At 45.3% G+C, this 25,753-nt stretch carries 33 protein-coding genes; 19 read left to right on the top strand and 14 right to left on the bottom strand.

Annotated elements, in window-relative coordinates; translation table 11 throughout:
• The first annotated feature begins 60 nt into the window (after positions 1–60).
• Positions 61–1,026: a Bug family tripartite tricarboxylate transporter substrate binding protein gene (locus tag QMF28_RS03450; protein ID WP_281743267.1), complete on the top strand. Its 966-nt coding sequence runs from the start codon at positions 61–63 to the stop codon at positions 1,024–1,026.
• Here QMF28_RS03450 and QMF28_RS03455 read toward each other — a convergent pair whose 3' ends face one another.
• The gene (locus QMF28_RS03455; RefSeq protein WP_281743269.1) at positions 1,027–1,416 is read right to left on the bottom strand and encodes a group II truncated hemoglobin; all 390 of its coding nucleotides are present in this window, start codon (positions 1,414–1,416) and stop codon (positions 1,027–1,029) included.
• A 104-nt stretch (positions 1,417–1,520) separates the two neighbouring features.
• Here QMF28_RS03455 and QMF28_RS03460 point away from each other — a divergent pair, with 104 nt between their 5' ends.
• A complete protein-coding gene (locus QMF28_RS03460; RefSeq protein ID WP_281743270.1) occupies positions 1,521–2,036 on the top strand; it encodes a hypothetical protein in 516 nt (171 codons plus the stop codon).
• A gap of 62 nt (positions 2,037–2,098) precedes the next feature.
• Here QMF28_RS03460 and QMF28_RS03465 read toward each other — a convergent pair whose 3' ends face one another.
• From QMF28_RS03465 to QMF28_RS03480, 4 genes are all read right to left on the bottom strand, one after another.
• Positions 2,099–2,320 carry a TIGR02450 family Trp-rich protein gene (locus QMF28_RS03465; RefSeq protein ID WP_068320981.1) on the bottom strand — a complete coding sequence of 74 codons (222 nt, stop codon included), beginning with the start codon at positions 2,318–2,320 and terminating at the stop codon, positions 2,099–2,101.
• Positions 2,321–2,343: 23 nt separating this feature from the next.
• Positions 2,344–2,529, bottom strand: a complete 186-nt coding sequence (locus QMF28_RS03470) for a hypothetical protein (RefSeq protein WP_281743271.1) — start codon at positions 2,527–2,529, stop codon at positions 2,344–2,346.
• Between the two features lie 138 nt (positions 2,530–2,667).
• Positions 2,668–4,257: a rhodanese homology domain-containing protein gene (locus QMF28_RS03475; RefSeq protein ID WP_281743273.1), complete on the bottom strand. Its 1,590-nt coding sequence runs from the start codon at positions 4,255–4,257 to the stop codon at positions 2,668–2,670.
• A gap of 30 nt (positions 4,258–4,287) precedes the next feature.
• Entirely contained in the window at positions 4,288–5,262 is a 975-nt protein-coding gene (locus tag QMF28_RS03480; protein ID WP_281743274.1) for a Bug family tripartite tricarboxylate transporter substrate binding protein, read from the bottom strand.
• A gap of 159 nt (positions 5,263–5,421) precedes the next feature.
• On the opposite strand from QMF28_RS03480, the gene QMF28_RS03485 reads away from it, so the two are divergent.
• A complete protein-coding gene (locus QMF28_RS03485; protein WP_028819023.1) occupies positions 5,422–5,610 on the top strand; it encodes a hypothetical protein in 189 nt (62 codons plus the stop codon).
• Positions 5,611–5,698: 88 nt separating this feature from the next.
• Here the strand turns inward: QMF28_RS03485 and QMF28_RS03490 are convergent, their stop codons facing one another.
• Positions 5,699–5,992, bottom strand: coding sequence for a DUF1330 domain-containing protein (locus tag QMF28_RS03490; protein ID WP_281743276.1), 294 nt, complete (start codon positions 5,990–5,992; stop codon positions 5,699–5,701).
• Positions 5,993–6,051: 59 nt separating this feature from the next.
• On the opposite strand from QMF28_RS03490, the gene QMF28_RS03495 reads away from it, so the two are divergent.
• Positions 6,052–6,321 (top strand): cupin domain-containing protein, encoded by a 270-nt coding sequence (locus QMF28_RS03495; RefSeq protein ID WP_281743277.1) that lies wholly within the window; start codon positions 6,052–6,054, stop codon positions 6,319–6,321.
• Between the two features lie 10 nt (positions 6,322–6,331).
• Positions 6,332–7,213 (top strand): 3-hydroxyisobutyrate dehydrogenase, encoded by an 882-nt coding sequence (gene mmsB / locus QMF28_RS03500; protein WP_281743608.1) that lies wholly within the window; start codon positions 6,332–6,334, stop codon positions 7,211–7,213.
• Here mmsB and selD read toward each other — a convergent pair.
• The 5 genes from selD to QMF28_RS03525 form a co-directional block, all read right to left on the bottom strand.
• On the bottom strand, positions 7,203–8,270 hold the full coding sequence (gene selD / locus QMF28_RS03505; protein ID WP_281743278.1) for a selenide, water dikinase SelD: 1,068 nt from the start codon (positions 8,268–8,270) through the stop codon (positions 7,203–7,205). The genes mmsB and selD overlap by 11 nt on opposite strands.
• Before the next feature lie 26 nt (positions 8,271–8,296).
• Positions 8,297–9,577 carry a DEAD/DEAH box helicase gene (locus QMF28_RS03510; protein ID WP_068321007.1) on the bottom strand — a complete coding sequence of 427 codons (1,281 nt, stop codon included), beginning with the start codon at positions 9,575–9,577 and terminating at the stop codon, positions 8,297–8,299.
• A 142-nt stretch (positions 9,578–9,719) separates the two neighbouring features.
• Positions 9,720–10,310, bottom strand: coding sequence for a cysteine dioxygenase family protein (locus QMF28_RS03515; protein ID WP_425594909.1), 591 nt, complete (start codon positions 10,308–10,310; stop codon positions 9,720–9,722).
• An 8-nt stretch (positions 10,311–10,318) separates the two neighbouring features.
• The gene (locus QMF28_RS03520; RefSeq protein WP_216214374.1) at positions 10,319–10,753 is read right to left on the bottom strand and encodes a YbgC/FadM family acyl-CoA thioesterase; all 435 of its coding nucleotides are present in this window, start codon (positions 10,751–10,753) and stop codon (positions 10,319–10,321) included.
• A gap of 6 nt (positions 10,754–10,759) precedes the next feature.
• The gene (locus tag QMF28_RS03525; RefSeq protein ID WP_281743281.1) at positions 10,760–11,197 is read right to left on the bottom strand and encodes a GNAT family N-acetyltransferase; all 438 of its coding nucleotides are present in this window, start codon (positions 11,195–11,197) and stop codon (positions 10,760–10,762) included.
• Between the two features lie 160 nt (positions 11,198–11,357).
• Here QMF28_RS03525 and QMF28_RS03530 point away from each other — a divergent pair, with 160 nt between their 5' ends.
• Positions 11,358–11,939 carry a hypothetical protein gene (locus QMF28_RS03530; protein ID WP_281743282.1) on the top strand — a complete coding sequence of 194 codons (582 nt, stop codon included), beginning with the start codon at positions 11,358–11,360 and terminating at the stop codon, positions 11,937–11,939.
• Between the two features lie 67 nt (positions 11,940–12,006).
• On the opposite strand, the gene QMF28_RS03535 is transcribed toward QMF28_RS03530, so the two are convergent.
• On the bottom strand, positions 12,007–12,822 hold the full coding sequence (locus QMF28_RS03535; protein WP_281743612.1) for an ABC transporter substrate-binding protein: 816 nt from the start codon (positions 12,820–12,822) through the stop codon (positions 12,007–12,009).
• Positions 12,823–12,907: 85 nt separating this feature from the next.
• Here QMF28_RS03535 and QMF28_RS03540 point away from each other — a divergent pair, with 85 nt between their 5' ends.
• From QMF28_RS03540 to QMF28_RS03560, 5 genes are all read left to right on the top strand, one after another.
• A complete protein-coding gene (locus QMF28_RS03540; protein ID WP_281743284.1) occupies positions 12,908–13,930 on the top strand; it encodes a substrate-binding domain-containing protein in 1,023 nt (340 codons plus the stop codon).
• Positions 13,931–13,969: 39 nt separating this feature from the next.
• Positions 13,970–14,725, top strand: a complete 756-nt coding sequence (modA, locus tag QMF28_RS03545) for a molybdate ABC transporter substrate-binding protein (protein WP_281743286.1) — start codon at positions 13,970–13,972, stop codon at positions 14,723–14,725.
• 158 nt (positions 14,726–14,883) lie between these two features.
• Positions 14,884–15,129, top strand: a complete 246-nt coding sequence (locus tag QMF28_RS03550) for a FeoA family protein (protein WP_068321020.1) — start codon at positions 14,884–14,886, stop codon at positions 15,127–15,129.
• Positions 15,122–17,035, top strand: coding sequence for a ferrous iron transport protein B (gene feoB, locus QMF28_RS03555; RefSeq protein WP_281743289.1), 1,914 nt, complete (start codon positions 15,122–15,124; stop codon positions 17,033–17,035). Before QMF28_RS03550 ends, feoB begins: the two co-directional genes overlap by 8 nt.
• 77 nt (positions 17,036–17,112) lie before the next feature.
• On the top strand, positions 17,113–17,508 hold the full coding sequence (locus tag QMF28_RS03560) for a c-type cytochrome (protein ID WP_281743292.1): 396 nt from the start codon (positions 17,113–17,115) through the stop codon (positions 17,506–17,508).
• Between the two features lie 46 nt (positions 17,509–17,554).
• Here the strand turns inward: QMF28_RS03560 and QMF28_RS03565 are convergent, their stop codons facing one another.
• Complete coding sequence (locus QMF28_RS03565; protein ID WP_281743294.1) at positions 17,555–18,556, bottom strand: Bug family tripartite tricarboxylate transporter substrate binding protein; 1,002 nt, start codon at positions 18,554–18,556, stop codon at positions 17,555–17,557.
• Positions 18,557–18,662: 106 nt separating this feature from the next.
• Here QMF28_RS03565 and QMF28_RS03570 point away from each other — a divergent pair, with 106 nt between their 5' ends.
• Genes QMF28_RS03570 through QMF28_RS03580 form a run of 3 tightly spaced genes read left to right on the top strand, consistent with a single transcriptional unit; the run spans position 18,663 to position 20,745 of the window.
• Positions 18,663–18,944 carry a SemiSWEET transporter gene (locus tag QMF28_RS03570; RefSeq protein ID WP_068321027.1) on the top strand — a complete coding sequence of 94 codons (282 nt, stop codon included), beginning with the start codon at positions 18,663–18,665 and terminating at the stop codon, positions 18,942–18,944.
• A gap of 35 nt (positions 18,945–18,979) precedes the next feature.
• Positions 18,980–19,672, top strand: a complete 693-nt coding sequence (locus tag QMF28_RS03575; RefSeq protein ID WP_068321029.1) for a fumarylacetoacetate hydrolase family protein — start codon at positions 18,980–18,982, stop codon at positions 19,670–19,672.
• A 20-nt stretch (positions 19,673–19,692) separates the two neighbouring features.
• Positions 19,693–20,745, top strand: coding sequence for an alpha/beta fold hydrolase (locus QMF28_RS03580; RefSeq protein ID WP_281743298.1), 1,053 nt, complete (start codon positions 19,693–19,695; stop codon positions 20,743–20,745).
• 19 nt (positions 20,746–20,764) lie between these two features.
• Here QMF28_RS03580 and QMF28_RS03585 read toward each other — a convergent pair whose 3' ends face one another.
• Positions 20,765–21,544: an enoyl-CoA hydratase/isomerase family protein gene (locus tag QMF28_RS03585; RefSeq protein ID WP_281743300.1), complete on the bottom strand. Its 780-nt coding sequence runs from the start codon at positions 21,542–21,544 to the stop codon at positions 20,765–20,767.
• 116 nt (positions 21,545–21,660) lie between these two features.
• On the opposite strand from QMF28_RS03585, the gene QMF28_RS03590 reads away from it, so the two are divergent.
• From QMF28_RS03590 to QMF28_RS03610, 5 genes are all read left to right on the top strand, one after another.
• A complete protein-coding gene (locus QMF28_RS03590) occupies positions 21,661–21,813 on the top strand; it encodes a DUF5993 family protein (RefSeq protein ID WP_281743614.1) in 153 nt (50 codons plus the stop codon).
• 6 nt (positions 21,814–21,819) lie between these two features.
• Positions 21,820–22,383, top strand: coding sequence for a disulfide bond formation protein B (locus tag QMF28_RS03595; RefSeq protein WP_281743302.1), 564 nt, complete (start codon positions 21,820–21,822; stop codon positions 22,381–22,383).
• Positions 22,384–22,419: 36 nt separating this feature from the next.
• Positions 22,420–23,418: a Bug family tripartite tricarboxylate transporter substrate binding protein gene (locus tag QMF28_RS03600; protein WP_281743303.1), complete on the top strand. Its 999-nt coding sequence runs from the start codon at positions 22,420–22,422 to the stop codon at positions 23,416–23,418.
• A gap of 145 nt (positions 23,419–23,563) precedes the next feature.
• Entirely contained in the window at positions 23,564–25,381 is a 1,818-nt protein-coding gene (locus tag QMF28_RS03605) for a COG3014 family protein (RefSeq protein WP_281743304.1), read from the top strand.
• Positions 25,382–25,392: 11 nt separating this feature from the next.
• Positions 25,393–25,749 (top strand): YcfL family putative periplasmic lipoprotein, encoded by a 357-nt coding sequence (locus QMF28_RS03610; protein ID WP_281743306.1) that lies wholly within the window; start codon positions 25,393–25,395, stop codon positions 25,747–25,749.
• Positions 25,750–25,753: the final 4 nt, after the last annotated feature.

Raw genomic sequence — 25,753 nt, forward strand, 5'->3', positions numbered from 1 at the left:
GATGGTATTGAGGTAAAGTGTATCTAAATTAACTCATTGCAGTCTTTAATACCCAACCCTATGTGGATCTATAGGATATTTTTACTAGGCTTCTTGCTGTTTTTGGCAATTAATCCTGCTAAAGCCGTTTATCCCGATAAGCCCATCAAGATCATCATTGGCTTCCCAGCGGGTGGCCCATTAGATGCGCATATCCGTCTTTTAGTTGATAAGTTGCAAATATCCTTAGGTCAAACGGTGATTGTGGACTACAAGGCTGGGGCAGGCGGTACGGTGGGCGCACAGTTTGTTTTGCAATCTCCCGCTGATGGGTATACCGTTCTGCTAGCCAATACGGGAACAATGGTCATTAACCCTGCGATTTATACCAAGTCACCTTATGACACCTTAAAAGACTTTCAGCCTGTCGCAAGAACTGCGCAGCAGCCACTTGCATTGATTGTGAATAAGGATGTGCAAGCAAACACACTCAAGGAGTTTGTTGCTTATGCAAAAGCGAATCCTGGTAAGTTGAACTATGGATCGGCCGGCAACGGTGGTATCTCTCATTTGGTGCCAGAGATGCTTAAGAGCGAGACGGGAATATTCATGGTGCATATTCCATTTAAAGGAAGTGCTCCTGCCTTTACTGATTTGATTGCAGGGCATGTTCAATTTATGGCAGAGTCTGTACCACAGGCGGCCAATTACGCCAAACAGGGAAAGGTCAAGGCTTTGGCTGTTACTAGTGCCAAACGGAATTCCGCCTTGCCAAATACTCCGACTGTTATTGAAACTGGTGTGGCTAACTTAGATGTGGTGGGTTTTTATGGAATTTTGGCGCCAAAAGGCACTCCACCCGAAGCGATTAATAAATTAAGTCAAGCCTTTAAGGAGGCCTTGGAATCACCTGATGTTCAGAAAAAAATGATTGATCAAGGTGCTGATCCTGCTTACTTAAATGCCGACCAGTTTACTAAGTTTCTTGCAAATGAAATGCCGCGCTGGGCAAAAGCAGTCAAGCAGGCAGGTGCCAAAATTGATTAATCAGTTTGGTTGATTTCTCATCCAGTCGGCAGTATTGAAAAATGATTCTTCTAGTTGTTTTGTAATGTTGCCTTCAATGCCACACTCTTCCATGGCTTTATACATACAAGCCAGCCACTGATTGCGTTCTTTTACGCCGATCTTAAATGGCAGGTGACGGGCTCTAAGCATAGGGTGGCCGTACTTCGGCGAGTAAATATCAGGGCCGCCCATCCAACCGACGAGAAAAAACTTCAGCTTTTCTCGTGAGGTCGATAGATCCTGCGGGTGCATTGCTCGTAAATCATGAAAAACTGGCTCTAAAGCCATTAAATCGTAAAAGCGATCGACTAATTCATCGATTTTGTCTATCCCGCCAATATTGTCATAAACAGATTTTCTCTCACTCATTCCTTGATTTTAATGCCTGAAAGCGGGGGAATTGGCAGCCCACCCAATTCGGTATAGAGTTAAGCATAGGAATCTCATTAACCCTTGATCATAGGAGCGACAAAATGGATGCAAAAGATCTACAAAAGTGGCAACAAGAAAAAGCCAAGGAATTGTTTGATTATTCTCACAAGTTATTGGATGCTGCCAAACAATTAAGCGAGCATCACATTGCTGAAATGGAGTGGGGTATGAAAAATGCCCTTGATAGCGCTAAGTCAGCTGCGAAAAATGATTTGGCTAAGTTAAAAGACCTGCAAGAAGAAGCCGCAAAAGAAGCTGCTAAGCGAGCTACGGTTTATCAAAAGAAGGTGAAATCCGTTCTTAAAGATATCGGTGAGAGTGCTGCCGATGAAACTGAGAAGCATCTTGAGAAAGTTCGTAACTCATTAGTCAATTGGCTGGAAGAAGCTGAAAATAAAATACCAAGTCATGCCGATAAGCTATCTAAAGTTGTAAATGAAATGTCTACAACGGGGCAAAAGATGTTTAAAGAGGGTCGTCGTATTGTGAATCAAGTGGCTGATGCTGCTGAAAAGAATATTGATGACTTAGTCAAAAAATCAGGAGGCAAAAAGTAGACTGATTACCAATCATCTCTACTAGCGCACTGCAAAAACCGCCTCACTTCCGAGACGGTTTTTTATTGCCAGCCCTGCAACCATAGCTCGCTATTGGTGAGATCACGCCAAGCAATGAGTGTCGTTTTCTTAGAATAGACAGCCTCAATTTCAACGAATTCAATCTTCTCGCTTGGCGGCTCGGGAAGAATCACCTTGCTAACTAGGAAATGCTTCTGTTTGGCAATCGGCTTTACAGCCGTCCATTTAGTGAGAAGTAATTTTTTGGGGCTGAGACGGTTCATGAGTTAATTATGGGTGGTTACCGTTACAACGCTGCACATTGCAGCTCCTGATCTTTATTCACAAGCAGTCCAGTAGAGGGTGTAAATGTAATGTTGGATTGATTAATCTGAGCAGGACATTTTTGATCAAAGTAACTTTGATTTCCAAGACTTCCGCAGTAGTCAAATATATTCCCCTGAAGCTCCATTTGGGCTTTTCGAAGCACCATAGGGATCTTAGTCTCAGTAGCAGAATTGCAATTCCAGCTTGTATAAGCTTTGCGTTCGCAAGCGCAAAGCCCTAAAAAAATAGCAACACAGGCTAGCAGTCGAAAAGGCGAAAACGATTGAGGGATGGCCATCAAGAGTTATAGAACCCAGAAGTGGTGGGTTCCATCTTTACCAAGTTGCTCCACCAAACCAAACTCCCAGTCTAGATAGGCTTGCATAGCTGCCGGGTCAACGTTGGTACCTTCATAAGGGCGTTTATAGCGGTCAAGCGGGGGTGAGGCCAAATGACTTGGGCCTTTCTCAAGCTCTAACCCTGCCTTTACCCAGGCTGGATTTCCGCCTTCCAAAACAAGCACCTCTGCATCAGTGAGGGTTTGCAATTCTTGGGCAGCAAAAAGACTTAATTCACTCGGCGAACTTGTGATGACATAGCGATCTGCTTGAGGGATTTTTTTCATCGCCGCCGCAAGTTCAGAGCGCAGGGCATACCAACTTCCTGGGATATGTCCTTTAACGTAATTAGCATGTGTGCTGAAATCAATTGCAATGGTATTGCTGTCATTTTTGAGCCAATTGGAAACTGTGGCTGCATCGACAGTTTCCATGCTTGGAAGCTCCGGTAAAGGCGCCTGCCATGATCCTTTTTCTATGAGATTAGAGCTGTGGACATCATCGAGCACATAGACATCCCAGGCCATTTGCGCCAACCAAGAGGCTGGCATATTGGCGCGTACTCCACCACCGCTAGGGTCTACTAGGACTACACGGGCGCCACGTACTGGAGCAACCATCTCAGTCTCTTGTACAAGCTGTCCGCCTGGTACAGAGCGAAATCCTGGAAGGTGGCTCGCCTCATATTCTTCTGGAGTGCGCGTATCGAAGAAATAAGTGGTTCGATCAGATTGCGTTTTCCAAGTCTGGACATCAGCAAGGCTGGCGCGCTTGACTCCTGCTCTATCGGCAACACTGCGAGCACGAATCGCTGCTTCATTTTTGGTGTCATCGCTCACCTCATGAAATCTTCTGCTCTGGCCTTTATCAAGATCTTGACCTGCTAGCGTCCACCCAATCGTGCCATTGCGAAGGGCATTCACTTCATTGGGGATGCCAGCGTTAATGAGTGATTGGGTGCCGATGATGCTGCGGGTTCTACCAGCGCAGTTCACAATTACCTTGGTTTTGGGGTTGGGGGCCAATTCAGGAAGGCGTAGAACAAGTTCAGCGCCCGGCACGCTAATCCCGGTTGGAATACTCATGGTGTTGTATTCATCAAAGCGACGAACGTCTACAACCACAACATCCTCTTTGCTATCAATTAAATGCTTCACCTCTTGAGCTGATAAAGAGGGGGTATGGCGCTTGGATTCCACAAATTCACCAAAAGACTTACTAGGTACATTCACATCCTTAAATACTTCTCCACCTGCTGCCTTCCAACCCTTGACGCCTCCTTCAAATACGGAAACATCAGTAAATCCTAAATTCACTAAGCGCTGTGCTGCAAGCTGAGCAAATCCTTCACCATCATCCAGAGTGACAATGGGCACACTCTTTTTTGGGAGCTTGGCGTATGCATCAATCTCAATCCTTGATAGGGGTAGGTTTGCAGCAAAAAGAGGATGCTCTTGTGCGTGAGGATCTTCTTCACGCACATCTATGAATGCAATCTCTTCTTTGTTGAGAAGCTTGTTGCGAACAAAGGAATGGTTTTTGGTCTGAATGGTCATGCTGTCTCTTGATAAATTTGTATTATTTTTTTAGTCTAATTTAGCGCCAGACTTTTTAACTACATCACCCCAACGCGTAATTTCTTGATTGATATAGGCAGCAAGCTCAGGGCGTGTCATCTTGGGAACGGTAGCTCCCATGTTTGCCCAGCGCTCTTTAATTTCAGGAGAGGCAAGTGCTATCTGCACTTCGGCACTCATCTTTTCAACGATTTCTTTAGGCGTACCTTTGATAGCCCACATGGCGTACCAACTAGACACAATGAAATTGGAGATCCCCAATTCTTGAGCAGTGGGTACATTTGGAAATGCATCTACTCGCTTGGAGGTTGCCACTGCTACTGCAATGAGTTGTCCATTCTTGATGAAAGGTGCAGCGCCAGCAAGTGTGTCAAACATCATGTCAACCTGACCCGCAACGAGGTCTTGAAGGGCGGGCCCTGTGCCGCGGTAAGGAATATGCGTAATGAACAACTTGTTCTGCATCTTAAAAAGCTCACCCGTTAAATGTTGTGAGGTACCGTTGCCTGTAGATGCATAGTTATATTTGCCCGGATATTTACGAATCTCTTCCATGATGGATTTCAGATCGTTCTTCGGAAACTTAGTAGGGTTCACAACAATGACATGGGGAACACTGCCAATAATCGCGATTGGCTCAAAGTCCTTGGTGATGTCATAAGAGAGGCTGGTATACATGCTTGGCGCAATTGAATGATGCACTGCACCAAGAAGCCAGGTGTAGCCATCGGGCGCCATTTTTGCTGCAGCTGCAGCACCGACAGTGCCGCCAGCACCCCCACGGTTATCAACCACGATAGAGTCATTCAGTTGGGTCGATAGTTGCTTAGCAAGCGGGCGTCCAAAGGCGTCTACAGCCCCTCCAGGAGGGAAGGGGTTAATAAACGTGATTGGCTTACTGGGATTGGGCCAGGAGGTGGTTTGTGCATTGGCTGAGAGCCCAATGAGAGCGCCAAAAACCAATAGAAAGACATTTCTGATCATTTTGTTTGTCCCCGAGTTATTTTTATTAATCAGCCTATTTTGGCTGAAGCCACCAATATAAGAGTTATCCCTGATTTAGGGGGTGATTTTCCGTGGTTTTTATAGGGATATACTGGCTTGGCTGTCAGTAAGAATATTCATTTGTTAATAGGAGACGAGATGTCACAACACGATACATTGTTGGCTGCTTTCGAAACATATAAAGCTGAAAACGAAAAATTTATTGAAAAAGGTATTAAGGCATCTGCTGCACGCGCACGCAAAGCCTTGCAAGAAATCGCCGGTGCTTGTAAAGAGCGTCGTAAAGAAATCACTGCTGCTAAAGAGGCAATGGAAGCTAAGAAGTAATTCTTGCCCCATATTGATTGATCAGCCTAGCTTGCGAGCTAGGCTTTTTATTTCTAGTGCCTGAGCTTTTAGAGTGGATCGACCAGACTTATATTGCAATACTGAATAAGGTCAACTTCATTGCTTTGTTGCGATTGGGTACAAGTTCTTGGTACTCAGGGCTGTTGGCCCAAGTCTTGGCATCTTTTGCGCTAGGAAATTCCAATTCTACGAATGTGCTGAATGGTGCACAACCAAGTTCATTCCAAAAAACGTCGGCAACGGCGCCCCGATTTTTGATTGAGCCTTTGTATAGCTCTACAGTCTGGCCTACTTGGGATCGATATTGCTCAAAAGCGCCTTCATCCTGCAATTCAATCAACCCAATTACTTTTACCATCATGACTCCCTCATGAAAAATTGCTTAATGCCAGGTGAGTATATCCACGCTATAGTTAAGGCATGAATTCAGAGCAATTTTTGCAGTTACTACGTCGGGATGGCTTTCCTGAGCCGGTAGAGGTTCAGCAAGTTCCCAATGGTCAGATTGGCGTCCATGAGCATCCATTTGAAGTGAGGGCTCTTGTTGTCGAAGGCGATATCACCATTGTGATTGATGGTCTAAGTAAGAATTACAAGGCTGGAGAAATGTTTCATCTGGAATTAAAGCAGCCTCATGCAGAATCATATGGATCTGAGGGTGTGAAATACTTAGCCTCAAGAAAACAATAAAACTAGGAGCATTATGAAAATCGGATTTATTGGACTTGGCAATATGGGCTTACCAATGGCTCTTAACTTATTAAAAGCGGGTCATCAGGTATCGGGCTTTGATTTGGCAAAGGGTCAATTAGATGCATTTGCTACTGCGGGGGGCATTGTTGCGGCTAATGCTAACGACACGGCAAAAGATGCTGATGTATTGATTAGCATGCTGCCTGCTTCACGTCATGTTGAAGGTTTATATCTTGGTGATACGGGCTTATTGGCAAACGCCAATCCTAAAACTTTACTGATTGATTGCTCAACTATTTCACCCAAGGTAGCACAAGCAGTTGCTGCTGCAGCTAAGGCAAAAGGTTTTGACATGATTGATGCGCCCGTCTCTGGTGGTACCGCTGGTGCGCAAGCTGGCACCTTAACATTTATGGTTGGGGGTGATGCTGGGGCGGTAGAGTGCGCCCGGCCAGTGCTTGAGAAGATGGGCAAGAATATTTTTCATGCAGGTGCTAATGGGGCGGGGCAGACTGTTAAGGTTTGCAACAATATGCTCTTGGGTATTCAGATGCTTGGCACGAGTGAAGCGCTGCGCTTAGGCATTGCGAATGGCCTTGATCCTAAGGTGCTGTCTGACATCATGACAAAAAGTTCGGGACGCAATTGGGCGCTGGAACTTTATAACCCTTGTCCGGGCGTGATGGAGAACGTGCCATCCTCAAAGGGGTACGCAGGCGGTTTTGGAGTTGACCTTATGCTCAAGGATTTAGGCTTGGCAGTTGAGAATGCCGAGAACCTAGATGCTAGCGTTCCGCTTGGAAAGTTAGCGCAGCAACTTTATGAAACTCATAGCAATGCAGGAAATGGTCAGCTTGATTTCTCAAGCGTATTTAATCTCAAGAAATAACCAGCGGCTTCTCTTGACGCTTGCTCATTTGACCAATGACGCGGGCGCCCAAGAAGTGATGTCGATTAAAAATATCCAACACCTCTGTGACGCTATCGGGACTACAAGACACAAGTAGTCCGCCGCTCGTTTGTGGATCTGTTAACAAAGCACGTTGAGCTGGAGTGAAGTCTGTTGGGATGCCAACTTCATTACCGTAGCTAAGCCAATTTCTATCTGAGGCACCAGTAATCACGCCATCATCGGCCAGTGTCTGTACGTTAGAGAGTAGAGGCACTTGGCTCCAGTCAATATGTGCTGTGCAGTTAGAACCGCGTGCTAACTCTAGAGTGTGACCAGCTAAGCCAAATCCAGTGACATCAGTTAAAGCATGAACACCATCTAGCTTAGCCAGATCAGGTCCTGCAGCATTGAGCTTGGTGGTGTTGGAGATCATCTCTCGATATCCATCTGGCCCTAATAGATCTTTTTTCAAGGCAGCCGATAGGATTCCTACGCCTAGAGGTTTTCCTAGAATAAGTACATCGCCCGGTTTTGCGCTGGCGTTACTCTTTACACGCTTAGGATCAACAATGCCAATTGCCACTAATCCATAAATAGGTTCAACAGAATCAATTGTGTGTCCACCGGCAATAGGAATGCCAGCGCTGCGACAAGCTTCGGCGCCACCTTCCAAGATGCAAGCAATAGTTTTGTTTGATAAAACCTTAATTGGCATGCCAACTAAGGCAAGTGCAAACAAAGGTGTGCCACCCATCGCATAGATATCGCTAATCGCATTAGTGGCAGCAATTTTTCCGAAATCAAATGGATCATCCACGATCGGCATGAAAAAATCGGTTGTCGCAACGATTGCTTGCGACTCATTGATTTGATAAACCGCAGCATCATCAGATGTTTCAATGCCGATGAGCAACTCTTTTGGAAAGGGCAGCTGCGGAACATTCTTTAGAATCTCCGAAAGCACTCCAGGGGCAATCTTGCAACCACAGCCCCCGCCATGCGAGAGAGAGGTGAGACGTGGTTCGTTCGGTAAAGTTTCTGCGTTTTGGCTCATGCTAAATATTCTAAACGTAGGTGAAATTAACGGTTAAAGCTTCTTTTAGGTGGGCTGCCGCGCTTTGCTGGAGTCTTTTTGGATGGGGCGCCACCAGAGCCAGCAGGTCTTGGTTTTCTAGATTGCTGATGCTGTTGACTGCGCAGCTGAATGGGTTGTGCCACTGCATTTGGATCTGGCTCAAAACCTGCAATCACTTCCTGCGGTAGTTTTTGCTTAATCAGTTTTTCAATATCCCTCAGCATCTGGTGTTCATCAACGCATACTAAAGATACTGCTACGCCGTTTGACCCTGCACGGCCTGTACGTCCAATGCGGTGTACGTAATCTTCAGAGACGTTCGGTAGGTCGTAATTAACAACATGAGGAAGTTGGTCAATATCAATTCCGCGCGCTGCAATATCGGTAGCAACTAAGGCGGTTAACTTACCTGCCTTGAAATCAGCCAATGCTTTAGTACGGGCGGATTGGCTCTTGTTGCCATGAATAGCCATGCTAGTGATGCCATCTTTTTCTAGCTGCGTCACTAATTTGTTAGCGCCATGCTTGGTGCGAGTAAAGACCAGCACTTGCTGCCAGTCGTTGCTCTTAATGAGATGAGCTAATAGTGGATGCTTCTTGGTTCTATCTACTGGATGTATGAGTTGGGCGATTGCCTCGTTGGTGCTATTGCTGCGAGCTACCTCAATTAACTCCGGTGCATTTAGTAACCCGTCTGCTAGTGCTTTAATCTCGGTGGAGAAGGTTGCTGAGAAGAGCAGATTCTGACGCTGCTTTGGTAGCGCGGCTAAGATCTTTTTAATGTCGCGCAAGAAGCCCATGTCGAGCATTCGATCGGCTTCATCGAGAACTAAAATCTCAATATCTTTAAGAGACACGCAATTTTGTGACATTAAATCCAATAGGCGTCCTGGTGTCGCAACCAAAATATCGAGACCGCCAGCAATTGCTTTAATTTGTGGATTGGCGCCAACACCGCCAAAAATAACTGTGGACTTTAAGCCAGTGTATTTGCCATAGGTCACGACAGACTCTTGGACTTGGGCGGCTAATTCACGAGTAGGTGTCAGAATCAAAACGCGTAATAAGCGCTTGCCTGAACTTGCCTTGCTTGAAGTCAAGCGCTGCAAAATTGGAAGAGTAAAGCCGGCGGTTTTGCCTGTACCAGTTTGTGCTGCAGCTAATAGATCACCACCTTTCAAAACGGCAGGAATCGATTTAGCTTGAATCGGTGTGGGGCTGGTATAGCCTTCTTCGGCAATAGCGCGAAGAATGGGTTCTGATAAACCAAGATCTGTAAATAACATAGGGACCAATAAAGTATTGACCCGTATTCAACGTACTTAAAAATCGACTATCCCGGTCAATGGGGTGAGCTGCCACGCTAGTGCGTTTGCAGTAAGAACCTCTATTTTAAGTCATCGACCCCAAAGCTCGAGAATTATCTGATTAAGCTGGATTCCAGAGGTTTGGTATGACGGAATTGGCGTAGCCAGAGACAAAAGATTTTTCTGCTCCGGTGACAGGGTCAAATACGGAGCGATGAATACGTCCAATATTGCCGCCATACACATGAATGCTGATAGAAGTCTGGTCACTCATATTGTTTTCCACTACATGAATATCATGGGTTGCAGGTGAGACGGTATCTACATGTCCTGGTGGGCTAACACAGGATTCGCCAGGTTTGAATTCACCATTTGCTTGTCGATAGTAAGGCGTGCCTTTTTCTTGACCGCGCAGTTGACCAACCATTCCCCAGACGGTGTGATTGTGAATGGGCGTTTTTTGTCCTGGACCCCACACAAAGCTCACCACCGAGAATCGATCTAATGGATCAGCATATAAGAGGTATTGTTGGTAATACTGGGGGTGAGGCTTGGTAAATTCCTCGGGAAGCCAATCATCTACGGCAATGAGATTCTCTAGTAATTTTTTCCCTTTAGTAAAAATCACAGCTTCACTTGGCTTTTGCTCAAGCAGCAGGCTAAGTTCTTTTACGAAGGTCAGCAGTTTGCCGTCAGACATGGTTTGATCCATTTCATGCATTACTCATCTTGGAATACGCAATCAGGCCAAGCCTTAGGCTTGAGGGTATTGGTATCAACGCAGACAATATGCAATACAGCACTTGCGATCACCTGAAACTCTTCGCTATCGGGAAGCTTTCTTTGTGCTGTCTGCTTAACGGTCACTTGTGTGCGGCCACGATGCTCAATCACTTGGTCTATGTAAAGTAAATCATCCAGACGTCCTGGCTTATAGAAGTTCATGGTGAGCTCACGTAAGGGCATGACCATGGTGAATTCATTTGCAAGCTTGGTAGGGCTTAAGCCGCGTTGGGAAAGCCACTCTGCACGACTACGTTCAAAAATCTCCAAATAACGACCGTGATAAACAAAGCCAGCAGCATCAGTATCGGAATAGCAAACTCGATGAACGTAAGTAAAAGTTGAAGGGGCTGAAGTGGTGTTAGTAGTCATTGCATATTAATCTGGGTTTGCTAATGTGAGCATCATATTACGATGTGGAATGCCGGCCTCTTCATAGACGTCCCCTTGAGCTTGAAAACCCAGTTTTCCATAGAAAGGGATCGCGCTGACTTGGGAATGTAAGATGATCTCCCGCACCCCCTGAGAGGCTGCTTGATCTACTAGCTTTTGCAGGATTTGCTTCCCTATGCCTTTTCCTCTGAATTTGGCTAAGACAGCCATGCGTCCAATTTGAGCCTGCTTAGCGCTTAAATTCACAAGTCTTCCTGTGCCAATACAGTGCGCGTCTTGATAGGCTAGGACATGGGCTGCTGACGAATCAAGCTCATCCAATTCAAGCTCGGCTGGTACGCCTTGCTCTAGGATAAAAACTTCCTGGCGCACCAAAAAGGCGTCTACTTCAGCTTCTTTCCACGATTTCAGTAGTATTTCCAAGATCTTGGGCGCCCTTATTTTGATTTCTCGCCCAATTTACCAAAGAAGTGGGGGTGGTAGATAGTTCGGCGTCGCACTAAAAACGGCTCAATCCATGGTTACAATGAATTGTGGCTCTGTATTGAGCCCCTCTGAAACCTTTTACTCATTAGGAGTTATCTTGAAGAAATCTTTATTGACTGGTTTATTCGCAGCAGCAGGTCTTACCCTTGCAAGCTCTGTGTTTGCACAACTCCCTGCAAAAATGATGCCCTTGGCAGCTGACGTTGTAGTTTTGAGCGCTACTGTTGATTCAGTAGATGCTAAGAAGCGCATCGTTGTATTGAAAGATGCTAACGGTAATTTGGCTCAGATGAATGTTTCTAAATCTATCAATGATTTGGATAAAGTTAAAAAAGGCGACGTATTCTTGGTTGAGCATGCTCAAGCGGTTGCTGTTGGCTTGACAGCTGTTGGTAAAGATCAAAAACCTGGCGTATCTGGTGTGCGTTCAGTAGTAGTAGCAGGCAAAGGTTCTGCTAAGCCATTTGAAGAGACTACAGAAACTGTATATGCAACTGTAAAGATTTCAACAATTGACCAAAAGACACGTATCGTGACTTTCACAATGCCTAGCGGCGAGAAGCAAAAAGTTAAAGTAGATCAAGCTGTTCTCGGTCTTGAGAAATTTAAAGCTGGTGATGACGTGATGGTTGAGTTTGTTGACGACACAGCCATTGGCTTTGTAACACCAAAGAAATAAAGACTTCACGTTATTGAATTAACTGGGCGTTACGCCAGTAAGAAAAAGCCCGCTAACGCGGGCTTTTTTATTGCTTTGCGTTAGGGAAGAAGAGTTGCTCGCCATCAATCTTGTAGCTAGCAATCACGTCTTGACCATTCTTGGAAATGAGCCAATTAATGAACTCCTGACCTTGTACTTTTTTCACATGAGGAAACTTAGCTGGGTTTACTAGCATCACTCCGTATTGGTTAAATAGCTTTGGATCACCTTGAACCAAGATTGCGAGATCGCCGCGATTCTTAAAGCTGAGCCAAGTGCCACGGTCAGCCAAGATGTAGCCATTCATTGCGGATGCAGTATTCAGGGCAGGGCCCATGCCTGAGCCGGTTTCTTTATACCAAGATGGGCCAGGGGAGACGGAGATGCCGGCGCCTTTCCAGTAACGCAATTCAGCTGCATGAGTGCCACTCTTATCTGCGCGTGATACAAATGGTGCTTGTGCAGCAGCAATTTTTTGAAGTGCTACTTGAATGTCTTTGCCGCCAGCAATTTTCGCTGGATCTGACTTAGGTCCAATGAGAACAAAGTCGTTGTACATCACTTCATATCGTTTTGTTGAGAAACCTTCCTCAACAAATTTTTCTTCAGCAACTTTATCGTGAACAAACACGACATCTGCATCGCCACGTCGACCAATATCTAGCGCCTGACCAGTGCCTACGGCTACTACTTTGACTTCGATGCCAGTTTTCATCTTAAAGATGGGCAGCATGTAATTGAATAGACCTGATTGCTCAGTAGAGGTGGTAGATGAAACCACAATGCTTTTCTCCTGGGCATAAACCTGTGCCGCAGGAATAGATAAAGCTACGAGGGTAGAAAGGAATAGTCTCCGAAACATTTTTTTCATATTTGCACTCGAAAGGGTTGATAAAAAAGATATCATCGCATACATTAATACTTAATGAATATGCAAAAAATTACATATGCAAATTGAAGTTCGCCCCACGTTGATTGTGAATACCAAGGTTGATGGAGGGGCTTCTGTCGATCTGATTTGGCTCGCCCAGCTGCTAAAAGACATCGGTCAAGGGAACTCCCTGGTTGTGGCTAGTAAAAAATCAGGCACTTCCTATAGAGGAGCGTGGGGCAAGCTCAATCAAGTGGAAGCTGAATTGGGTATGCCACTGATTATTCGGACCAAAGGCCATGGTTCCGAGTTGACTGAATTCGGAACTTTTTTAATTCAGTTTATTGAAGATATGCAGGCTGAGCACTTAAAGCATGATGCCCAGTATCACGATAGATTATTAAAAGAAATTAAGAAAATACAAAAGTCAGAAAGCGTGCGCTGGAAATTTTTCTCCAGTAGTGATTCAGTCATACAAAAAGCAGCTGGAGAAATTCAGGGGCTTGAACTCAAAATTGCAGGTTCAGGCGAATCTCTAGAGAGGCTTCTCAGTAACGAAGCGCATATTGCTGGCTATCATGTCTCTGATCAAGATAACTCAAAAGCAATTTATCAGCGCTTATCAAAAAACAATATTGAAATCTATCCTGTGATGAAGCGTATTCAAGGCTTGATAGTGAAAAAGGGAAATCCACTGCGTATTCGTACGATTGAAGATCTGATTGGCAAAAAAGTTCGCTTCATTAATCGCCAAATCGGCTCCGGGACGCGTTTACTGTTGGATAACCTATTGATGGAGGAGGAAATCGATCCCTCAGACATTAACGGCTATCTCCATGAGGAATTTACCCATTCAGCTGTAGCCAATGCGATCCTTGCAGGTAAGGCCGATGTGGGCTTAGGGGTGAAGAATATTGCCCTAGAAAACGGTCTTGGATTTGTACCTCTCAAGGATGAGATTTTCTTTGTGGCTATGCACAAGGAGATGGCTGCTCAGTCAGCATCTTCTAAGTTGATACGCAAGATTCGAAGTGCCTCCGGTGAAACACCGGGGTATAAAGCGGTCAGCCTCAATAGGCAAATTCAGGATTGGCTATAGTTTTCTAAAGACCAATGAATCCACTAGAATGGATTCGACATGACCAAGCGGATCTTTATCTTCCTCGCTGTATCTTTTGCCCTTACCGGTAGTGTATTCGCACAGGTTGCCACTATTGCTGTTGCGGCCAACATGAAAGATGCTTTTGCGGAGATTGCCACTGAATTTAAATCTACTGGTAAGTCTGAGATGAGAGTGGTTTATGGCTCATCCGGTAATTTCGCTGCGCAAATTATGAATGGAGCACCTTTCAGCTTATTTATTGCGGCTGATGAGCAGTTTCCACTTGAGATCTTCAAAAATGGCAAGACAGTGGATGATGGTTCGATTTACGCCATTGGTAAGCTAGTCATCATCACCAAAACATCGTCTGGCATTTATTTGTCGGATAGTAAGTCAGACATTGCCAAGGCAATCAGTAAGGCCAATAAGGTAGCGATTGCTAAGCCTGAACTTGCACCCTACGGCAGAGCAGCTGTTCAGTATTTAAAAGCAGAAGGTCTGTGGGATCTTGTAAAAGACAAGCTTGTTTATGCCGACAATATTGGATCCGCCACTACGTATGTAGCTAGTGGCGCTGCTGATCTTGGCTTTACTGCATTTTCATTAGCAAAGTCGCCGGAGCTTGTAAGACAAACGAGTTATGTTGCGGTAGATACAAAAATGTATGAGCCCATCAAGCAACGTATGGTGCTGATAAAAGGCGCACCTCAAGAGGCGCAAGATCTTTACCGCTTTATGCAGGGACCTAAAGCAAAAGCCATCTTGCAAAAATATGGTTACAGCACACCTTAGCCATTGAAGGGCGTATTAATCCCCCTCCATTTGTTCTGGATCAAGCCTTAGGCGCCTCAAAAGAGGCATTATTGCCAGATAGTCAGCCCTTTAAACGAATGATATTCATTCTCATTTGTCGCTATAATGGGCTTTAAACAAGCTAAAAAGCATATTTAATGAATTTAGACCAAGTCGACTTAGGCAGTCTTTATCGCGTTACTGAGGTGGACGTGCCTAAAGGTGCGCCCCAAATTAAAGGGCAGTTGGAAGATATTGGCTTTTTACCTGGGGAGCAAGTCACTGTATTGCGTAAAGGTTTGCTTGGTAAGGGTCCGTATATGGTTCGCGTAGGCGCTTCAACTTTTGCCTTACGCCAATCGGAAGCACGCATGATTTTGGTCGAATCTTTGCAGCATGTCTGAATCCAAAGTCCACTTTTTTCCTAGTGAGCCACTCGTAGCGCTTTTGGGCAATCCCAATTGTGGCAAAACAGCGCTATTTAATTTATTGACTGGTAGTCGCCAAAAGGTGGCTAATTATTCTGGCGTTACTGTTGAGCGTAAAGAAGGACGTCTGACACTAGACTCAGAAAAAAATATTCGTGTTCTCGATTTGCCGGGTGCATATAGCCTTTATCCAAGATCACTTGATGAGCGGGTAACTTGCAATGTATTACTTGGTAGGGCGGAGGGTGAGAAGCGTCCTGATTTGGTGATCTGCGTATTAAGCGCAATTAATTTACGTCGTAACTTACGCTTGGTGTTAGCTGCAAAGCGCCTTGGCTTGCCTTGTGTCGTAGTGCTCAACATGCTCGATATCGCCAAGCGTCAAGGCTTGCAAATAGATACTGCTGCGCTATCAAATGAGCTGGGCCTGCCTGTGCTTACCAGTATTGGCATTCAATCTAATGGTGCTGATGAGATTAAACAGTTTCTGTCCAATCTAGACTGGCGCAACTTAGATAGTTTGCGCACTGGAACAAGTGACGCTACTTTGGAGAATGTAGCTTCTCATATTGCGCATACCGAATCAGACAATGTTCAAGTACAAAAAATTCTGCAAAACTTGAAGTTAGATCGCATTATTCCTGATCAGTTAACTGATCGCCTGGATGCGGTATTGCTTCATCCAGTTCTTGGTCCTATTATTTTGGTGGTCTTGCTCTTTTGCATTTTCCAGGCGGTCTTTAGTTGGGCGACTGTACCGATGGATCTCATTAAGGATGCAGTCGAATACCTTGGTGGCCATATTGCTGAATTACTGCCCAATGGGTGGTTGCGCAGTTTATTGATCAACGGAATTTTGGCTGGCTTAGGTGGTGTGGTGATCTTCTTGCCGCAGATTCTGATTTTGTTCTTCTTTATTCTGTTGCTTGAAGAATCCGGCTATCTTCCAAGAGCAGCGTATCTCTTGGATAGGGTGATGGGGTCAGTTGGTCTTTCCGGTAGATCTTTTATTCCGCTGCTTTCTAGCTTTGCTTGTGCAATTCCTGGGATTATGGCCACTAGAAGTATTTCGAATGCGCGTGATCGTATGGTGACTATTTTGATTGCGCCGATGATGACGTGTTCTGCACGTTTACCGGTATATGCCTTACTAATCTCGGCGTTCATTCCAGAGCAAAAGCTCTGGGCCGGCATTGATTTGCAAGGCTTAGTTTTGTTCTTGCTCTACCTTGCTGGAATCTTGGGCGCGATGGCAGTTGCCTGGATTCTGAAGCGCTTTACGAGTGAGCAATTTAAGATGAACGCACTGATGATGGAGTTACCTGGCTATCACATGCCACGCTTAAGTAACTTGGCGATCAGCTTATGGCAACGCGCAGAAATATTCTTACGTCGAGTCGGCGGCATTATTTTGGTAATGACAATTGGTTTGTGGGTGCTGTCTAGTTTCCCATTGCCTCCAGAAGGTGCAACAGGGTCACCTATTCAATACAGCTTTGCTGGGATGTTAGGCCAAGCCTTAGCTTATGTGTTCTCGCCAATTGGGTTTAACTGGCAAATCAGTATTGCCCTGGTTCCTGGTATGGCAGCGCGTGAGGTTGTGGTGAGCTCTTTGGCAACGGTATACGCATTGTCTAGCTCAAGTGCGGACGCTGCAGATGCTTTGATTCCCTTGATTTCTAGCGGTTGGTCCCTTGCTACTGCACTTTCTTTATTGGCTTGGTTTGTATTTGCCCCTCAATGCCTATCTACTATTGCAGCAGTCAAGCGAGAGACGGGAGGTTGGAAGATTCCCGTCATTATGTTGAGCTATCTTTTTGGATTGGCCTATATTGCTGCATTTATCACCTATCAGATTGCTAGCGCCCTCGGCCTAGCCTGATTGTTTTATTGGGTGTAGGCAGATCTCTGCAATTTGAGATACATTCTTAGTCATCTATTTACTAAGAGGGTGCCCTGATGCGCTTAAAGTCCTTTATCTTTATCTTGCCTTGTTTATTTGGCGCTACGTTTTTACAAATTGCTAACGCGCAATCTGGCGAGAGCACTTATAAACAAGTCTGCGCTAATTGCCACGGTACGGGCGTTTTGAATGCCCCTAAATTTGGTGACAAGGCTAAGTGGGCGCCTTTAATTGCAGAAGGGCAAGCAACTCTGACTGCTCATGCTTACTTTGGTGTGAGGGGAATGCCACCTAAAGGCGGCAATCCTAATCTCAGCATTCAAGGCTTTGCGGACGCTTTGGTTTATATGGTGAATAACTCAGGCGGTAATTGGAAATCACCTGACGCTAAAACAATTGCCGCTATCAATAAAGAAGTTGAAGCGCGTAAAGCCGGTACAAAAAAGCATTAATTAATCACCAACACTCTTAGTAGAGTGTTGGTGGATTCGAACAGCATCAGTCGGCTTTGATGTTGGCATCTTTCACTACTTTTGCCCACATTGCTAATTCTCTGTGAATGCGTTTCGCAGAGTCGGCGGGTGATAAGTAATTCACATACACTCCAGCAGCTAACATGCGCTCTTGAACTTCAGGGCGCTGTAGGATCACTTTAATGTCTTCGCTGAGCTTATCAATAATCGGCTTAGGGGTTCCCGCTGGTGCCAAAATTCCAAACATACTGACTACATCGAAATTAGGTAAGCCAGTAGCTTCGGTGATTGTTGGCACATCTGGTAATTGGCTAATCCGTTTAGAGGTTGTTACCGCTAAGGCTCTTAGTTGGCCAGACTGAATAAATTGCAAGGCTGCTGGTACGGTCTCAGACATTGTCAGCACTTGTCCGCCAACTAGGTCGGTCATCGCAGGGCCACTACCCTTGTAAGGTACATGTAATAGATCTAAGCCAAGCTGATTGCGAAACATTTCCATTGCAAGGCGTTGTGGGGCGCCAGCACCAGATGAAGCGAAGGTAAGTTTGCCTGGGTTCGCTTTTGCATAGGCAATGAACTCTTTCATATTCTTAACTGGTACCGAAGGGTTCACTACAAATACGAGCGGCACCACACCCACCACATCCACTGGTGTGAAATCCTTTTCCAGGTTGTATTTGATTTTGTCTTTATCCAAATTGGCATTGATGGAGTGCGATGTGAGGGCCCCCATCAGTAGGGTGTAGCCATCCGCAGGTGACTTGGCCACCATATCAGCTCCAATATTGCCGCTATCGCCTGCGCGATTGTCTGGAATTACTTGCTGGTTAAGTGACTTTGACAATTCTTGCGCCATGATGCGACCAATGACGTCGGTTGCTCCACCTGGTGGATAGGGGATGACCAGCTTAATAGGCTTTTCAGGATAGTTTTTGATTGCCGCGCTATTGCTTTGAGCAAGGAGTGGGCTGCTGATCAGGCTGCTGCACAGGAGTAGGCCTAGGCCCTTAATAATTTGTTGTCTCATTTTGTATTTTTAATGTTAGGTTGAGTTACGATTTTCCATTATGAACACAAATCAAATTCATGCGCTGCGTCAATGATTTGCAAATTTCCCTAATTACAATGCCTAAATGACCCTAGAGCCCCATCAAATTGAGATTATTGGTTATTGCGCTGCATTCTTGACCACGATTGCCTTTCTGCCTCAGGCGATTCGCTCTTGGCGTACTAAGGATCTTTCGGGTATTTCGCTAGGGATGTATTCCTTGTTTACAGTTGGCGTGGGCTTGTGGCTCATCTATGGTCTCATTATTGAGAAGTGGCCCCTGATCATGGCAAATGCATTGACCTTTGCCTTGGCTCTCAGTATCTTGTTATTGAAATTGCGCCATACTTCTACTCATCAGAAATAAAACACTCATTTAGCAAAATTCATAGAAAGGTTTTTATGTGCTCAGCATTTGTGATTGATCCCCCAGCAGTAGTTTCCTTGCCAGTTACGGGTGATACTCGTCGCTTTGCAGTCAATCGCATTTATTGTGTTGGCCGTAACTATGCCGATCACGCTCGTGAGATGGGTCATGATCCCGATCGTGAGCCGCCATTCTTTTTTATGAAGCCCGCCAATTCAATTGTGACTGATGGCAAAGATATGGCTTATCCCGCGCTATCAAATGATGTTCATCACGAAATTGAAATGGTTGTAGCGATTGGCAAGGGTGGTGCGAATATCTCCGCTGATAAAGCACTTGAGCATGTATATGGTTATGGCGTTGGTTTGGATATGACTAGGCGCGATCTTCAAGGCGAGGCAAAGAAGATGGGTCGCCCATGGGATACCGGCAAAGCGTTCGATCAATCTGCGCCTTGTGGTGAGATTACTCCAGCTAGCCAGTGTGGGCATCCAGCTAAAGGTTTAGTCAAACTATTAGTGAATGGCGAAGTTCGTCAAGAAGGCGATCTCAACCAACTGATCTGGAACGTACCCGATACGATTGCTTATCTTTCCACTCTATTTACTTTGGAGCCAGGAGACCTCATTTTCTCAGGCACGCCAGCAGGTGTTGGTCCTGTTAAAAAAGGTGACGTGCTCGAAGGTAGCGTTGCAGGCCTGCCTAATTTAAAGACAAAAGTTATCTAAATACAAAAAGGGTTTGCTTGATGAATTATTTGCTTAAGAAAATAGGTTTCGTATTTTTGGCGGGCGCACTGTCTCTACTTCTTATTTCTTGCGCCCATAATGAGCAAGCCAGCAAACCTACTCCTACAGCTAGTCTCTATGCTGATGCAGCCCCTTTAGATTTGCGCTTAAGTAAGTGGCCATATCCCTATCCCTTGAAAGAATTCAAGACTTCCTTGCAAGGGCAACCAGCCAGCATGATGTATATGGACGTTGCTGGTTTGGGCAAGCAAAAGGGCGTGGTAGTTTTGTTCCATGGCAAGAACTTTTCTAGCGACTATTGGGCACCGACAATTGCTGGGCTATCTAAAGCGGGTTACCGGGTAATTGCGCCAGATCAGATTGGCTTTGGAAAGTCCTCCAAGCCTGATGTGGCTTACCACTTCGATGATTTAGCTGCCAATACTCAGGCTCTATTAAAGTCTCTCAATATCCAGCGAGTTTCAGTAATCGCTAACTCAATGGGTGGAATGGTTGGCGTTCGTTTCGCACGTCTATATCCTCAAACAGTGCAAAAGTTGGTCCTAGAGAATCCGCTGGGTCTTGAGGATTACAGCAAAGATATTCCTCCGCAGAAGAATGAAGATCTTCTGAAGTTAGAAATGGCGCAAACAGAAACTAGCTACCGTCGTTTTCTGCAAACCTATTTTCCAGTTTGGCAGCCTAGTTACGAAAAATTTGTAGAGGTTTATGTACGAGTACAAAAAGGCCCAGACTATCCAGCTTATGCAAAGACTTCTGTGCTGACCTATCAGATGATTGCAGAAAAACCGGTGGTGAATGACTTGCCGCAACTAAAGATGCCGGTGTTATTGGTTATTGGCCAAAAGGATCGCACCGTATTTGGACGTCGCTTTGCACCGCCAGAAGCAGTTAAGTCTTTGGGTAATTTTCCTGAGTTAGGAAAAAAAGCGCAGGCAGCTATTCCAAATGCAAAACTAGTGCCAATTGAGAATGTCGGTCATGTACCTCATGTTGAGGTTCCAGATCAGTTTGTAAAAATCGTAGTGGAGTTTTTAAACTCTAAGGGCTAGTACAACAGCTCTATAGGCCTTACTTACCAATCCACTGGGGTGGGCGACCCTCTAAGAAGGCGTTTACTCCCTCTCTGAAGTCTTTGCTGTTGTAGGTTTCACGCATAAGGTCTGTGCAATCAGGTAGATTGCTTTGGAGTAGACGCGCCAATGCCAGCTTGCTTGCCTTTTGCGTGATCGGCGCAAGCGATGCCAGTTTTTGTGCCAGCGCAGTTGTTGCCGCATCTATTTCTGATGCATCTATTGTTTGATACAGAAAACCTGACTCCAATAATTCTGGCGCCTTAATCAGTTCTGCAGTCAGTAACATTTTCTTCACGGTAGGTACGCCAAGGTGTGTGGCGAGCCAGGATAGATTGCTTGGTGATAAGCAGTTACCCAAGGTCTTGGCTACTGGTATACCAAAGCGTGCTTCGGGTGTAGAAATTCGAAAGTCACAAGCGGTTGCCATTAAAAGTCCGCTACCCACTGCCAAACCTTCAATCATGGCAATCGTTGGCATAGGTAGTTGTTGTAAAGAGGCAAAGATGTGATCGACAGCTACCTCATAAGCCTCATTCTCTTTGAGATCAACAAACTGTTGAATATCGCTTCCCGAAACAAATGCTTTGTCTCCTGCCCCCCGAAAAATGACTACTCGAATATCGGTGTTTTTTGCCAGTGAGTCGCAAATCTGTTTTAGCTCTTCATACATGGGCCAAGTAAGCGCATTACGGGCTGCGGGATTATTAAAGGTAACTCGCGCAATTTTTCCGTCGATTTGTAAATCCAAGCAGGGTGGGGTGGAGTTGACAGTCATAGGCTTATTCTAATCAAAGGCAAGTGTCTTAAATCGAGAAAAGACCATTTCCCAAGCCTTGTAATAGAGTTTTTATCCATATGTAGACCCTCCTGCGCTAGAATTCCTTTATGTATATGTTCCTGCCTTTCCTGACAGCTTTTATCGGACTCGTATTGGTCTGGTTTGAGAAACGCCTTGCAGGCTTAATACTTTTGGCAATTACTATTGGAACCCTGTTGGTTTGGTTCCGTTTTCATGCAAATAGCCATCTCAACATTAGTCTGTAATTCATTATGAGCAGACATTCTTTTCCTTCATTAGCCGCGTTGGGTAATCAACTTGCGCTGCTTGCTGTTGTTGGCATGCTGGCCTTTGCATTTGTAGATCAAATCTATTTTGGTGAGTTGCCTTGCCCACTATGCTTAATGCAACGTATTGGATTTGTGATTATTGGTTTTGCATTGGTCTTAAATATTCGTTGTGGTGCGCATTCTTCTCATTACGGCTGGGGCATTATTGGTGGCCTAGTGGGGATGATGGTTTCATTGCGCCAAGTATTCTTACATATTTTGCCGGGCGATCAAGGCTTCGGTAAAACCTTTTTAGAATTGCATTTCTATACTTGGGCTTATGTTGGCTACACCGGTTTATTGCTAGGTTTGGCAGTGTTGTTAATGTTGCCTAATCGAGATGTGCGTTCACGCTCCTGGTTTGCAAATACTTTAGTTATCCTTTTCATTTTGTTGGTATTCGGAAATCTTATTTCCACCTTGCTGGAATGCGGTATCGGCCCTTGCGCTGATGACCCCGTGAAGTACGAGGGCTGGCTGTGGCTACGCTCTCGCTTTGGTTTTTAACTTAGACCCCTCGGTCTAGTTCTGCGGTCATCAAATATGCAATTCCATAAGTCTTTTAAGCATGTCCTGCTTTTCTGTCTAGCGTTGCTAGTGACTGTCAGCGCTCATGGACAATCTAAATCGGCAGTAAAGCCTACTTGGCCTAAGCAGCCAATTCGGATTATTGTCACCTTTACTCCAGGCGGCGCACCAGATATCTTGGCCCGCGTACTCGCTGAAAATTGGCAGCAAAGCTTAGGGGTTCCAGTATTGGTAGAGAACAAGCCAGGGTATGGCGGCAATATTGGTGCTGACCTAGTTGCGAAGAGTGAGCCCGATGGATATACCTTGCTCATCGGTACTGTTGGTATTCATGCGATTAATGGCGCTCTTTATGAAAAGCTTTCTTATGATCCCGTAAAAGATTTCACACCGATTAGTTTTTTAGCTAGCACACCCAATGTACTTGTTGTGAATAAAAAATTAGGTGTGAATAATCTTCATGAGTTAATTGAATTGGCAAAAGCAAAGCCAGATCAATTGACTTTTGGTTCATCAGGAGTCGGCACTTCACTACATATGTCAGGTGAGTTATTTAAAGAAATGGCTGGCGTTCAAATTCGTCACATTCCTTATAAGGGCCGCGCCCAATCATTGCCAGATTTATTGAGCGGCCGTATCTCCATGCTATTTGATAACCTTTCATCCTCTTTGGCTCTGATTAAGGCCGGGGAAGTGCAGGCTCTAGGAGTAACCACGCTCAAGCGCTCTCATGCTGCCCCAGAAATTCCTACTCTGGCTGAGCAGGGATTGACCGGGTTTGAAGCGGTTTCCTGGTTTTCTTTGATGGCGCCAGCGAATTTGCCTCCACATATTCAAAAGCAACTCAATCAAATGGTGCGTCATACCTTGAGTAATTCCGAGGTTAAATCCCGTCTTTTAGCTGGTGGCCTAGACCCAGCGCCTGGCAGTTCCAAGGACCTTTCCAAGCTAATTGCTTCGGAAGCCGCTAAATGGGGTAGGGTAGTGCAGCAATCTGGCGCAAAATTAGAGTAATAAGCTATTTTTATGTCAGCTTCAAGCTGTTTTCAGGCGTTAAAAGAATGACAGTTAAATAAAGGCACTATTGTTTTTCTACCCTATTCACCAACCCATCAATTTGCTTAAATTTTCAGCATTAGACTTTTCTAAATTCGGTATCGTGCTGACAGTCACTTTCTTGGTTGGCTGCGCAACGCAGACTCAGCAATTGAAGATGAATGAATCTAAGGAGCCATTCAAAAACGGAGACTTGCAGAACACTGCGGCTGTCATTCAAGGTGCATTCAAGGATAAAAATACCCTCTACTATATGGAGATGGGAGAAGTGCAGCGCTTACAGGGTCCTTCTCAGATCCCAAGCAGTACACAAAACCTATTGGCTGCCGACCAATTGGTCAGTCGTTGGGAGTTAACGACTAGCGACAAACTGAGGCGCTCTTTTTCAGGGGCTAGCTCCTATGTTTTGTCTGAAGGTTTTAGTAGTGAGTACGACCCCAAGCCTTATGAAGTGACTTTGTTAAGTCAGACCTTAGCTTTAAATCATCTCTCACAAGGTCGTTGGGATGACGCCATGGTAGAGGCGAAAAAGATGGCTCAGCGCGAGAAGGTGATTGAAGAGCTTATTCAAAGCAAGGTCAGTGCAGTATCTAAAGTAGAGCGTGAGCAGCAAGCCAATCCAAATACTCAGGCCGCTACCAGTCGCATTGAAAACATCAGCGGCTATCCAATTAATTTATTGGATGATGAAGAAACGCGTAGCCTCAAGAACTCTTATCAAAATCCAGCAGCGTATTACTTGTCAGGCTTTATTCATGAGTCACAAGGTGAGGCTAGCTTGGCTGCTCCAGGATATCGCCTTGCAATCGAGTTGCGCCCACAAGTTAATTTCTTTAAAACCAGTATTGCTAAGTTAGATTCCAATATTGCTAATCGCAGTAAAAAATCTTTTGCTGATACCTTGATCGTGATTGATACGGGGTATATGCCTAAAATTATTCCTTATCAAATTAGCCAAACATTTAATATCGGCGGCAATTCAAAGCTCATCACTTTAACTTTCCCTGTGATTGAAAAATCTACTGAGCGTTTTAGACCCTCATTGATTCAACTGGGTGACAGAGTGGCCAATCCTGAATTGGTTGCGAATATTGATGCCATGGCTCGTAAGAACTTACGCGATGAGATGCCTGCTTATGTCTTAAGAGCTTCTTCAAGGGCATTGGTATCACTGACTGCGCAATATGCGGCAGATCGCGCCGCTCAACAAGCCGCCAATCAGCGCAATCAGAATAACCAAAACAATGGCACCACCGCTCTTATAGGGGCTATTGCCGGAATGATTACGGGATATGGTTTGCAAGCCATCAATGTGACAGATGTGCGCCACTGGTCAACATTGCCGGCACAAACATATATGGCCAGAATGGGATTGCCAATTGGCCCCACCGTTCTTAAATACACTTTGCCATCTGGTGTAACAGCGTCACAAACAGTCAATTTGGTTGGTGGGTATAACGTGGTCTACATTCGGATGTTCAGAAATAAAGCTACAGTGCTCACCTCAAATGATCCCGCAGCTCTGCCACCCAAACCAACTGATCCTGCTGCCGTCATAAACACTGCTACTCCACTTCCAGTTACAACCTCAGTTGTTGCTACCACCGCTCCTATGCCTGCATTAATAGAATCTAAGCCACCCGAAGGTACCTTTGCTGGATTCAAAAAGTTGCTGGGTGGCTTTCAGGACCCAAAACCTGAGGAGGCTGCACTAGAGTTGCCGGCGCCTACCGTAAGTAAAGCAACTGTTTCTTCGCCTGCTGTAGCTCAGCCGTCGACGCCAACTCCAGCACCCGCATCAAACCCGAATCCCGCCTCAGCTCCCGCTCCTTCTGAGACCCCCGCAAGCAGTAATATAGAAGGGGTGAGGCCGTATGAGCCACCCAATCTGCTAAACAGCTTTCAGCAGCTTTTTAATTAGGAAAGACCTCGATGAATAAGTACCTTGCCATTCTTCTGACTGCACTTGCACTAGCGGCTTGTAGCTCAACACCATCCATGAAGGATATGACAGTACGAATGGGTGACACGGATAGCATTCAAATTACCGATATGCGAAGTCTGGTGCGCAATGGCGTATTAACTGCACAAGTGACGATTTTGAATGAGAGTAAATCCAATCTCGTTTCTTATCGCTTCAAATGGCTTGGTAAAAACGGTATGGCAGTGACGGATGAAGAAGCATGGAAACCTGTGACAGTTGGCAAAGGTCAGGCGACCGTTATTATGGGTATAGCCCCAACGCCAGATGCTACTGACTTTCGTTTTGAGTTAAACCAATACAAATAAAACA

It is taken from the genome of Polynucleobacter yangtzensis (genome assembly GCF_027924165.1).
GTDB classification, from domain to species: Bacteria; Pseudomonadota; Gammaproteobacteria; order Burkholderiales; family Burkholderiaceae; genus Polynucleobacter; species Polynucleobacter yangtzensis.

Bases quoted from the DNA above. Each gene is read 5' to 3' on its own strand.
- QMF28_RS03450 (WP_281743267.1), top strand. From the start codon at position 61: ATGTGGATCTATAGGATATTTTTACTAGGCTTCTTGCTGTTTTTGGCA.
- QMF28_RS03455 (WP_281743269.1), bottom strand. From the start codon at position 1,416: ATGAGTGAGAGAAAATCTGTTTATGACAATATTGGCGGGATAGACAAA.
- QMF28_RS03460 (WP_281743270.1), top strand. From the start codon at position 1,521: ATGGATGCAAAAGATCTACAAAAGTGGCAACAAGAAAAAGCCAAGGAA.
- QMF28_RS03465 (WP_068320981.1), bottom strand. From the start codon at position 2,320: ATGAACCGTCTCAGCCCCAAAAAATTACTTCTCACTAAATGGACGGCT.
- QMF28_RS03470 (WP_281743271.1), bottom strand. From the start codon at position 2,529: ATGGTGCTTCGAAAAGCCCAAATGGAGCTTCAGGGGAATATATTTGAC.
- QMF28_RS03475 (WP_281743273.1), bottom strand. From the start codon at position 4,257: ATGACCATTCAGACCAAAAACCATTCCTTTGTTCGCAACAAGCTTCTC.
- QMF28_RS03480 (WP_281743274.1), bottom strand. From the start codon at position 5,262: ATGATCAGAAATGTCTTTCTATTGGTTTTTGGCGCTCTCATTGGGCTC.
- QMF28_RS03485 (WP_028819023.1), top strand. From the start codon at position 5,422: ATGTCACAACACGATACATTGTTGGCTGCTTTCGAAACATATAAAGCT.
- QMF28_RS03490 (WP_281743276.1), bottom strand. From the start codon at position 5,992: ATGATGGTAAAAGTAATTGGGTTGATTGAATTGCAGGATGAAGGCGCT.
- QMF28_RS03495 (WP_281743277.1), top strand. From the start codon at position 6,052: ATGAATTCAGAGCAATTTTTGCAGTTACTACGTCGGGATGGCTTTCCT.
- selD (WP_281743278.1), bottom strand. From the start codon at position 8,270: ATGAGCCAAAACGCAGAAACTTTACCGAACGAACCACGTCTCACCTCT.
- QMF28_RS03510 (WP_068321007.1), bottom strand. From the start codon at position 9,577: ATGTTATTTACAGATCTTGGTTTATCAGAACCCATTCTTCGCGCTATT.
- QMF28_RS03515 (WP_425594909.1), bottom strand. From the start codon at position 10,310: ATGGATCAAACCATGTCTGACGGCAAACTGCTGACCTTCGTAAAAGAA.
- QMF28_RS03520 (WP_216214374.1), bottom strand. From the start codon at position 10,753: ATGACTACTAACACCACTTCAGCCCCTTCAACTTTTACTTACGTTCAT.
- QMF28_RS03535 (WP_281743612.1), bottom strand. From the start codon at position 12,822: ATGTTTCGGAGACTATTCCTTTCTACCCTCGTAGCTTTATCTATTCCT.
- QMF28_RS03540 (WP_281743284.1), top strand. From the start codon at position 12,908: ATGCAAATTGAAGTTCGCCCCACGTTGATTGTGAATACCAAGGTTGAT.
- modA (WP_281743286.1), top strand. From the start codon at position 13,970: ATGACCAAGCGGATCTTTATCTTCCTCGCTGTATCTTTTGCCCTTACC.
- QMF28_RS03550 (WP_068321020.1), top strand. From the start codon at position 14,884: ATGAATTTAGACCAAGTCGACTTAGGCAGTCTTTATCGCGTTACTGAG.
- feoB (WP_281743289.1), top strand. From the start codon at position 15,122: ATGTCTGAATCCAAAGTCCACTTTTTTCCTAGTGAGCCACTCGTAGCG.
- QMF28_RS03560 (WP_281743292.1), top strand. From the start codon at position 17,113: ATGCGCTTAAAGTCCTTTATCTTTATCTTGCCTTGTTTATTTGGCGCT.
- QMF28_RS03565 (WP_281743294.1), bottom strand. From the start codon at position 18,556: ATGAGACAACAAATTATTAAGGGCCTAGGCCTACTCCTGTGCAGCAGC.
- QMF28_RS03570 (WP_068321027.1), top strand. From the start codon at position 18,663: ATGACCCTAGAGCCCCATCAAATTGAGATTATTGGTTATTGCGCTGCA.
- QMF28_RS03575 (WP_068321029.1), top strand. From the start codon at position 18,980: ATGTGCTCAGCATTTGTGATTGATCCCCCAGCAGTAGTTTCCTTGCCA.
- QMF28_RS03580 (WP_281743298.1), top strand. From the start codon at position 19,693: ATGAATTATTTGCTTAAGAAAATAGGTTTCGTATTTTTGGCGGGCGCA.
- QMF28_RS03585 (WP_281743300.1), bottom strand. From the start codon at position 21,544: ATGACTGTCAACTCCACCCCACCCTGCTTGGATTTACAAATCGACGGA.
- QMF28_RS03590 (WP_281743614.1), top strand. From the start codon at position 21,661: ATGTTCCTGCCTTTCCTGACAGCTTTTATCGGACTCGTATTGGTCTGG.
- QMF28_RS03595 (WP_281743302.1), top strand. From the start codon at position 21,820: ATGAGCAGACATTCTTTTCCTTCATTAGCCGCGTTGGGTAATCAACTT.
- QMF28_RS03600 (WP_281743303.1), top strand. From the start codon at position 22,420: ATGCAATTCCATAAGTCTTTTAAGCATGTCCTGCTTTTCTGTCTAGCG.
- QMF28_RS03610 (WP_281743306.1), top strand. From the start codon at position 25,393: ATGAATAAGTACCTTGCCATTCTTCTGACTGCACTTGCACTAGCGGCT.